The organism is Mesorhizobium sp. M7A.F.Ca.CA.001.08.2.1 (assembly GCF_003998455.1).
Classification (GTDB): Bacteria; Pseudomonadota; Alphaproteobacteria; order Rhizobiales; family Rhizobiaceae; genus Mesorhizobium; species Mesorhizobium ciceri.
The window spans coordinates 1-6997 of sequence record NZ_RZPW01000298.1 but is presented as its reverse complement, the minus strand read 5'-3'; the positions used below and the strand labels follow the sequence as shown (position 1 = coordinate 6997).

The window sequence follows — 6997 nt, the reverse complement described above, 5'->3', positions numbered from 1 at the left end:
CTCCTTCAGCGAGGCCGTCGAAGCCTTCGACTACCCACAGGGCGCCATCGTTCGCAAGGTTCAGAAAGAGGGCCGCGTCGCCTTGTGCGGCTACATCCTGCGCCTCTCCAAGGCATTTGGCGGAAAGGCCGTGGCCTTCATCCCCACCACCAAGGACGGCGTCTTCCAAGCCTTCTTCAGACATCAGAAAATAGAAACAGTCGACCTCAACCTCAGCAGACGATAAGTGACAAAACTGTTCGCGATGTCTCCGTACACCTGTTCGCGATGTCCCCGGTCCAAACATATACGGAGAGAAATGTCCGGCAGGACAATGAGGGGCAGCTCTGACTTTGGCGATTGGCGTTCTCCGCTGCAAGTCGGACTTGTCGTTTGCCTAAAGCGATTGCCCTTGCCAACCGTCGCCTCCCCTTGCGTCAGTCTCGCTTTGATGGCTGACTGTGCGCGCCGCATTGGGGGATGGGCATGGCGACGGCGAAGCACGTGATGAAGCGCATATTGATGATGTTGGCCGGCTACTTCGTGTCGGTTCTGGTCGGCCTGATCGCCGTGGCGGTGATCTATGGCGTGCTCAGTTCCTTGCCCAACGCGCCCGACTACTTCGACGTGATGGGCGTTTCGCCGATCGCGGTTCTGCTGGTGCCGCCGCTCGGCATGTTCGTCTATTTCCTGACCATCGTGGTGACCGCGCTGCAGACGCTGATTTTCGCGCTGATCGCCGAGTTCTTCTCGTTGCGCAATGTCCTGCTGCACATGGTTTTCGGCGCCGGCGCCGCAGTCGGCGGCTTCGCCCTGATCTGGCCGAGTGCACCGGAGGATATGGACCCGGAGCGTTGGGTCGACATCGGCATCATCGCCGCTGCCGGCCTTGTCGCCGGGTTGCTCTACTGGCTGATCGCCGGGCGGGACGCCGGCTTCCGGCGGCCACTGTTCGAGCGCTAGTAGCTTGCACACTCACAATCGGAGCCAAGCCGATCGGCTCATGCGGAGCCTTGAAACAGATTCCGCCGCAACATGAGGCAGTAAGAAACGACCTCAAATCGGTCGCTCCTTGCTGCGTAGAGCAGACATGGCTCGTCGTCGTCATGGCGCTGCTGTTCCGAGCGCAGCGGCCAGTACATCGGCGAGGCCGCGTCCGGCGCTGCCGTCCTCATCTAGGCGCGGATTGTAGATGGTGATCTCGAGGCCGACTGCCTTGCCGCTCGCCAAGGCAGGCCGGAGCGCAGCCGTCAACTCGTCCCACGACAACCCGCCTGGTACGCGAAAATCGACAGCCGGCATGATGACGTCGTCGAGACAGTCGGCGTCGAGATGGATGAAGAAGCCGTCCAATTCCGCTCTCGTCAGATGATCGACCGCTTCGCGGGCGGCGGCCTCGATGCCCGTGGCGCGCACAGCGGGAAGGTCAAGCACCTTGAGCTCTTCGGGGAGCGGCTGGCTTCCGTACTCCTCCTGATCCTTGTGATCGCGATACGCGAAGGCGACAGCGTCTTCAGGGCGGACCAGAGGACCGCGACCTTCGATGTCGGTCAGGAGCGACGGACCGTAGCCGGTGACGAAGGCGAGGTCCATCGAGGCACCCTCACCATTGGGTTCCGCCTCGGGCTGGAAGAAATCGGCGTTGCCGTCAATGAAGAGCAAGCCGTAGCGGCCGCGCCGTCGAAACGCGAGCGCCGAGCCCAGGACGATCGTGCAATCGCCGCCCAGCACCACTGGAAACCCGCCTGCGTCAAGCACCGCTTCCACGGCGTCGGCGAGCTTGGGCGACCACTGCGCAATTGCCCTGGCGTTCAGGGTGCCGGTCTCGGGATCGGGCGTCGGGTCCTTCGCAGGCACAACCAGCCGCCCGGCGTGGCGCGCATGAATGCGCTCCGCAAGGCCAAGGTCAAGCAACCGGTCAGGCAAGCGCTCCACACCGTCGGTCGCCAGGCCCAGCGTGGAGGGGGCTTCGAGAATCGCATAATGGCTCGGCATGGGGTGCCTCCATTAGTGACCATTTTGCGGAGTAGGTCAGGGCCTCTGTTTTGTGGCTGTGTGATCGCGAATGAAGGCCCTTCCATCTGCACGCTGAAGCGAAACGTGCCCACCTCCATAGTCTGGTCCACCTTCGTCGTCAGCCATCGGCAAAATGCCGACGATGGCAACGCGACGCCGCAGAATCGCTTCGAGCGCTCAACATCGTTCGTCCGTACCGAAACAGGATCACAGTTGCGTTTTGCGCTTGTTCGATAACGGTAGCCGCCGCTACTCGTTCCCTCTCAACCGCCTTTCCGGTTTCCGGCCACGCCGTATTTATGAGTTCACGGCCTACCGAAAGGCTTGGATCAACTTGAAGGCGAACGCACCGCCTCCGTGGCATCCAGGGCCTGCTTCAGCCGCGAGTCGCGGTCGTAGACGTCGCCGAAATATTCGACCTTGCCCGACAGATCGGGCCAGGCGGTGAAATAGGCGACATAGACCGGGATCGTGCGTGTCACGTTCTCGGTCGCGTGGCCGTGCTTCAGCTTTTCGGCGATATAGTCCACGGAGGTGCCAAGCACTGCCGCCGCCATGCCGCGCGGATCCTGCAGCCGCACGCAGCCATGGCTGAGCGCGCGCATATCGCGCTGGAAGAACGATTTCTGCGGCGTGTCGTGCATGTAGATCGCATGCTTGTTGGGGAACAGGATCTTCAACTCGCCCAGCGCGTTGGCCTCGCTCGGCTGCTGGCGCACGCTGTATGGGATGTTCGAGCCATAGGCGCCCCAGTTGACCGCCGACGAAGGAATGCGCTTGCCGCGCGAATCCGTCACCTCATAGCCGGACCGGTCGAGATAGCCCGGATCGTTGCGCAATCTCGGCAGCATCTCGTTGACGATGATCGACTGGGGCACGCCCCAATAGGGATGGAAATCGACCTGCTTGATCTGGTCGTAGAAGAAGGAGGTCTGGTTGGTGGTCCGGCCAATGACGGCACGCGTCTTGAGCTTTTCCTCGCCATTGTCGATGTAGCTCGCGGTGAAGGCCGGCTGGTTGATGAAGACGCGCGGGCTGCCGAGATCGGAGGGCAGCCAGCGCAGTTCCTCCAGCGCCACTTCCACCTTCAGCAGCTTGTCGGCCTTGGATGTTCCGGCCAGCGTCGCGACGGTGCGCGGGCCGATGACGCCGTCGCCCTTCATGCCTGCCTTCTGCTGCACGGCCTTGATGACCGGGACCAGTTCCGGATCATAGACGTCGCTGGTGGCCAGCCTGGACAGGACCTCGCCATAGGCGCCGCCCATCTCGTCATCGAGATTGCGCGCGATCAGGGTCAGCAGCTTCGGCAGTTCGGGGCTGGTTTCGCCCGGCTTCAGCAGCAGTTTGGGGTCGACGACGATTTCGTTTTCCGCACTGGCCTGCAGCGCTTCCAGTTCGACGCGCAGCGCCTGGTATTCCGCATTCTGCGGGTGCCGCGATTCGAGATAGGTGCGCACCTGCTGGGTATGAGCCAGCGTTTTCAGCACGCCTTGCAGATCGAGCGGCTTGGCCGGGAAATCATAATAGCCGGTCATGCGGTTGGGATCGACGCGGCCGTTCTGGGCGTCGTGGGCATAGCGCAGCACACGAGCCGAAAGCGCCATCTCGAAACGGACGAGTTCTTTCAGTTGCGCATTGGCATCGGTCGACGATGCGCCGGCAGCGGGCACTTCGACCGTATAGTCGGCGGGCGTGAGGCCATAGCTTGAAGCCTCGCCAAGCACCCGCACCGCATCCTGCGCACGGCTGTTGAGGCTGATTCCGCTTATCCAGATGAAATCCGGATTGGCCGAGTAGTACTCGATCAGCGCCTTGGCGATGTCGGGCTCGGCTAAGAGTTCGTAGTCGCCCAAGCTGGCAACCGCATCACGAAAGGCGGCACCCGTAGCCGACGGGACGAAGGCGGCGTCCTGCGGTGTCGCCGGCGCCGGCGTCGCGGCCAATGCCGAGAAGTCGACGCGAACCAGCCGGTCGGCCTTGTAGGTGTAGTAGGACGGGCTGCTGATCTTCACTTTGCCGCCGCCGCCACCGGACACTTTCGGCTTTGGCTTGTTCTTCGGTGGCGGGGGCGGAAACTCGCCTTTCGGCGCATGCCTGACGCCGCCGCCGAAAAGCATGTCGAAGAGCCCCTGCGCGCCTGCCTGGGGTACACCGAAAGCCAGCGTCGCCGTGATTGCCATCAGCGGCATCACGGTTGCTTTGTTTCCGAGGAATTTCATGAATCACCCGCTCCGGCCGCAACCGGTTCCCGTTCCGCACGCTCGATCGTCCCGCTCACCGCATGGCGGATGTAAGGCGCGACTATACTGATTCATACCGATTTCGTTAAGCTTTCATAAATTTTGGAAAGCCTGTTGCAGAACGGTTTCACAAGATCGTGACGGCTGGAGCGGAGGGTGGTTCCGCCCCAGCCGGAAATCCCCGCGGGATCAGGCGTTGGCGCCGCCATCGATGGTCAGGGCAGCGCCGGTGACGAAGCGGCCTTCCGGGCCTGCGAGCCAGGCGACCATGCCGGCAATGTCGTCGGCCTTGCCGAAGCGCGGCGTTGCCATCTTCCGGCGCTGATGCTCGGCATGCGGGCCGTCGGCCGGGTTCATGTCGGTGTCGGTCGAACCGGGGTGGACGACATTGGCGGTGATGCCGCGCGGGCCGAGGTCACGCGCCAGCGCCTTGGTCAGGCCGACCAGCGCCGCCTTGCTGGCTGAATAGGCCGTGAGGCTGCCGTCGGTCGCCCGCTCGGCAAGGTTGCTGCCGATCGAGATGATGCTGCCGCCCTCACCCATATGGGCGGCCGCGGCCTTGGAAGCGATGAATGGGGCCCGGAGATTGACCTCCATGGTCTCGTCGAAATCGGCGAGCGACAGCGTGTCGATTGGGGCGGCGCGCCAGATGCCGGCGCTGTTGACCAGGATGTCGAGCCGGCCAAAGGCGGTTACGGCGTCATCGACTGCCTTGTCTAGGGCGACCGCATCGCGGTTGTCGGCTTTGATCGCGATGGCGCGGCCGCCCTTGGCCTCGATCTCGGCGACGACAGCGCGGGCCTGTTCCTCGCCATGCACATAGGTCAGCGCGACGCTGGCGCCATCGGCCGCCAGCCTCCGCGCAATCGCCGCGCCGATGCCGCGACTGCCGCCGGTGACGAGCGCGGCCTTGCCGTTCAATCTGCTGGAAGACATCGAATTCTCCTTTTATGTAATGATCGATACATAAATATCTGTCAGCCTTGCCCGCTGGCGTCAACTGAATTATGTATCGATCAACACAGAAAGAGCGTCATGTCGGAACGAGGCCGTCCCCGCACCTTCGATCGAACCGCAGCCCTGCGCCGCGCGATGCAGGTGTTTTGGGCGCGTGGTTACGAAGGTGCATCGATGAGCGAGCTGACCGCCGCCATGGGCATCAACTCGCCCAGCCTCTACGCTGCCTTCGGCAGCAAGGAGGCGCTGTTCCTGGAGGCGACGGATTTTTACTCGCACACCGAGGGTGCCGACATCTGGCTGGCATTGGACGAGGCTCCGACCGCGCGGCAGGCGATCGAACAATTCCTGTGCCTGACGGCGAAAGCCTATGCGCAGAGCGATCGCCCGCAGGGCTGCCTGATCACGCTGGGCGCACTGCATCAGGATTCGAGCCGCGGCGCCATCTGCGACGATCTGCGCCGCCGTCGTGCCGAAAACCACACCGCCCTGCAAAAACGTCTGGAGCGCGGTATTGCTGAAGGCGAATTGCCGGCGGATTTCGATTCGAATGCCGCTGCGACCTTCTTCGCCACGGTCCAGCACGGCATGTCGATCCAGGCGCGAGACGGCGCCTCGCACGCTGCCCTGCTGGCGACGGTTGGCGGGGCCATGGCTGCCTGGCAGACGTTGGCCGGCGGCAACGCGGCGTGACAAACGCCGGCTGGTGTGCTCGAAATCCGCCAGCAAGGCCGAGAGGGACGAGAGCGTGAAAAAGGGTTATCGCGAGCTGCTGGACGAGGCGAACGCCGTGATCGAGGTGGTTTCGCCGGAGGAAGCGGCCGGGCTGCTCGACGATGAAGACACCATCTTCGTCGATCTGCGCGATCCACGCGAAGTGGAACGCGACGGCCGGATTCCGGGCGCCAAGCATGTCACGCGCGGCATGCTGGAATTCTGGATCGACCCCGAAAGCCCTTACCACAAGCCGTTCTTTGCCTCGGGAAAGAGCTTCGTGTTCTTCTGCGGCGGCGGTTGGCGCTCTGCCCTGGCCACAAAGACGGCGCAGGACATGGGGCTTTCGCCGGTCAAGCACATCCTTGGCGGCTACACTGCCTGGAAGGCCGCCGGACTGCCGGTCGAACCCGGCGAGAAGAAGAAATAATCTCGACCGCCGCTCAATGCAGCAGCAATGGCTCGCGATGCGTCACGAAGCCGACCGCGCGTTCGACCACGCCCTTGTCGGCAAGAATGCGGCGATGGCCAAGCCCGTCGGCCCAGTAGAGCCGCACATGGCCGCCGGCACCGGCATAGCGCCTTGCGTGATCGGCCGAGACTTCGCGGTCGTCCGGCGCGTGGATGACCAGGGTCGGCACCGGTGCCTGGGCGAGCTGGCGGTCGCCGGTGAATTCGTGCAGCGGCCGGCCGGAAAGATGCTCGACCCGGTCCGCCATGGCGGCTTGCGAGCGCGGGCCGACATTCAACATATGACTGAAGTCGGCAAAGATCGCCGGCAGGGAACTTGGCGCCGCGATCAGCACCAGGCGTCCCGCCGCCAGCGGCGGGATGTTCTTGACCGAACCGGCGATGGCATTGGCGGCGACGGCGCCGCCGAAGGAATGGCCAACCGCCGCCACGAACGGGCCGAACCATTCGCCGGCAACCCGCACCGCATCCACCGCATTGACCATGTTCAGGCGCCGGCCCCGCGACTGGCCGTGGCCAGGCAGGTCGAGCGAAACGACCCTGTAGCCGGCGGCGCGATAGCCTTCGATCAAGGCGCGCATATATTCGGTGCGCGAGCGCCAGCCATGGACGACGAGCAC

General features: G+C 63.7%; 7 protein-coding genes and 1 pseudogene. 4 read left to right on the top strand and 4 right to left on the bottom strand.

The annotated features are described in order from the left end of the window. Both EN914_RS38345 and EN914_RS18410 read left to right on the top strand, forming a co-directional pair. Window positions 1-226, top strand: a pseudogene (locus EN914_RS38345) (IS481 family transposase); the annotation flags it as partial. Window positions 227-459: 233 nt separating this feature from the next. Further along, window positions 460-942 (top strand): hypothetical protein, encoded by a 483-nt coding sequence (locus EN914_RS18410; RefSeq protein ID WP_032808250.1) that lies wholly within the window; start codon window positions 460-462, stop codon window positions 940-942. Between the two features lie 141 nt (window positions 943-1083). On the opposite strand, the gene EN914_RS18405 is transcribed toward EN914_RS18410, so the two are convergent. The 3 genes from EN914_RS18405 to EN914_RS18395 all read right to left on the bottom strand — a co-directional run bounded on the left by EN914_RS18405 (window position 1084) and on the right by EN914_RS18395 (window position 5171). Next, entirely contained in the window at window positions 1084-1974 is an 891-nt protein-coding gene (locus EN914_RS18405; protein ID WP_024503295.1) for an arginase family protein, read from the bottom strand. Between the two features lie 350 nt (window positions 1975-2324). Next, the gene (locus EN914_RS18400) at window positions 2325-4214 is read right to left on the bottom strand and encodes a murein L,D-transpeptidase (protein WP_024503296.1); all 1890 of its coding nucleotides are present in this window, start codon (window positions 4212-4214) and stop codon (window positions 2325-2327) included. Between the two features lie 210 nt (window positions 4215-4424). Beyond that, on the bottom strand, window positions 4425-5171 hold the full coding sequence (locus EN914_RS18395) for a 3-oxoacyl-ACP reductase family protein (RefSeq protein WP_013531692.1): 747 nt from the start codon (window positions 5169-5171) through the stop codon (window positions 4425-4427). A gap of 99 nt (window positions 5172-5270) precedes the next feature. Between EN914_RS18395 and EN914_RS18390 the strand changes: the two genes are divergently transcribed. Together EN914_RS18390 and EN914_RS18385 are read left to right on the top strand one after the other, a co-directional pair. Then, window positions 5271-5885 carry a TetR/AcrR family transcriptional regulator gene (locus EN914_RS18390; protein ID WP_024503297.1) on the top strand — a complete coding sequence of 205 codons (615 nt, stop codon included), beginning with the start codon at window positions 5271-5273 and terminating at the stop codon, window positions 5883-5885. A 55-nt stretch (window positions 5886-5940) separates the two neighbouring features. After that, a complete protein-coding gene (locus tag EN914_RS18385; protein WP_024503298.1) occupies window positions 5941-6336 on the top strand; it encodes a rhodanese-like domain-containing protein in 396 nt (131 codons plus the stop codon). Between the two features lie 13 nt (window positions 6337-6349). Here EN914_RS18385 and EN914_RS18380 read toward each other — a convergent pair. Further along, window positions 6350-6997: alpha/beta hydrolase (locus tag EN914_RS18380; RefSeq protein ID WP_127389190.1), on the bottom strand; the 648-nt coding region annotated here is incomplete at its 5' end.